At 73.1% G+C, this 1,463-nt stretch carries 1 protein-coding gene and 1 pseudogene; both read right to left on the bottom strand.

Translation table 11 applies throughout. The features are described 5' to 3' along the window. Positions 1–154: 154 nt before the first annotated feature. On the bottom strand, positions 155–847 hold the full coding sequence (locus tag NCC78_RS31665) for a TetR/AcrR family transcriptional regulator (RefSeq protein ID WP_250799119.1): 693 nt from the start codon (positions 845–847) through the stop codon (positions 155–157). Positions 848–1,107: 260 nt separating this feature from the next. Then, positions 1,108–1,463: pseudogene (locus NCC78_RS31660) on the bottom strand (hypothetical protein); the annotation flags it as partial.

Genomic DNA, 1,463 nt, shown 5'->3' with positions numbered 1-1,463 from the left:
GTCCCGGCGTGATCCCCGCCGCCCCGCGATGACGGCGCGAGGATCAGTTGGCCCGCGGAGGCCCGCCCCACCACATTCGTGGGGAGTCGCTCGCTCGAAAGGCGAGGATCCACAACGACCACCGGAAACCCGGTGAACGTTAGTGGACACCGCACTAGTCGTTGGTGGCGATCCTGTTCATCCACTCCCTCAGCAGGCCCCGTTCCGCCTCCGTCAGCGCGGTGAGCTGAGGCGCCACGGCGCACAGTGCGACCGCGACGCTGGTCGGGCCGGTGTCGCCGGAGTGGGAACCGCCGTCGGTGGTGACCGTCGCGATGATCGACTCACGGGCCAGCGTCGACAACATCGGATCCCGCTCGTCCTCGGGCAGGGAGATGAGGGTGAAGGTCAGCCCGCACCCGGCGGCGTGGACCAGGTGGGCGGCCCGCGGCTCGCTGACGCGCAGTCTGCCGACCTGGGCGATGCGGCTGACCCGCTCGGCGAGCACGGCGGAGGCCTGTCGCGCGGCGGGCGTCTCGACGCCGGGGCGGGCGTCGCCGTAGATCAGCGCGTAGAGCGCGGGGTTCTCGACGCCGAAACGGACATGCACGTCCCACCCGCGCCGCAGGTCCTCCACCGGGTCGTCGGTCGCCGCGAGATTGGCCTTGTCGGACAGGTATTCCTGGAAGCCGTGGACGCCCACCGCGTCGAGCAGGCCCTGCTTGTCGCCGAACAGCCGGTAGATGGTCGGCGACTGCACCCCCGAGGCGGCGCACACGGCGCGGGTGGAGACAGCCTCACGACCGCCGCCGGTCAGCAGGTCGTACGCGGCCCTGATGATCCGCTCCCGGGTCGAGTCTCGCTGCACGCTGGCAACGATAACGTACAGCTGAAACCACCGTCACCATCGGCGACGCGCGAATCAACGCCGGGCAGGACAGGCGGCCAGCGCGGCGAGTCGCCCGGCTCGGCACCGTCGCGAGGCCGAGGACGCCAGCCACGACGACGCCCTCGTGGCCCGGGCCACGGAGATCGCCGTCGCGAAGTGGTGACCGTACGCCCGTGGCGCTGAGGGGGTTGCCGACCCTCCGGTCGGCAACCCCCTCAGGTGGCGGTCAGGTGTCGCTGTCAGGCGTCCAGCGACGTCCGGGTCCTGCGCAGGACCACGCGGGCCGCGGTGCCGACGCCGACCATGGCGGCCCCGGTGCCCAACAGCCACCACAGGCCGGCGGCGTCACCGCCGGTGACCGGCAGCGTCGGGATGACCGTCGGGCTGACCGTCGGCGGCTGTGTCGGCGCGCCCGTGGGGCCGGCGGTGGGCTGCGTCGGCGCGGGTGTGGGCTGCGTGGCGCTCGGGGTCGGCGACGGGCCGAGGGGGCGCTCGCAGCGGGCCTCGGCGAGGATGACGGTGCCGACCGGAATGTCCAACAGCGGTCCGCCGACGGTGCTGCCGGTCAGCCGCAGGGCGGCCTGCACGGCGATCG

Origin of the sequence: Micromonospora phytophila (assembly GCF_023656545.1) — a bacterium.
Classification (GTDB): domain Bacteria; phylum Actinomycetota; class Actinomycetes; order Mycobacteriales; family Micromonosporaceae; genus Micromonospora; species Micromonospora phytophila.
The sequence above is the reverse complement of the archived record's forward strand: the minus strand, read 5'-3'. Positions and strand labels throughout refer to the sequence as shown.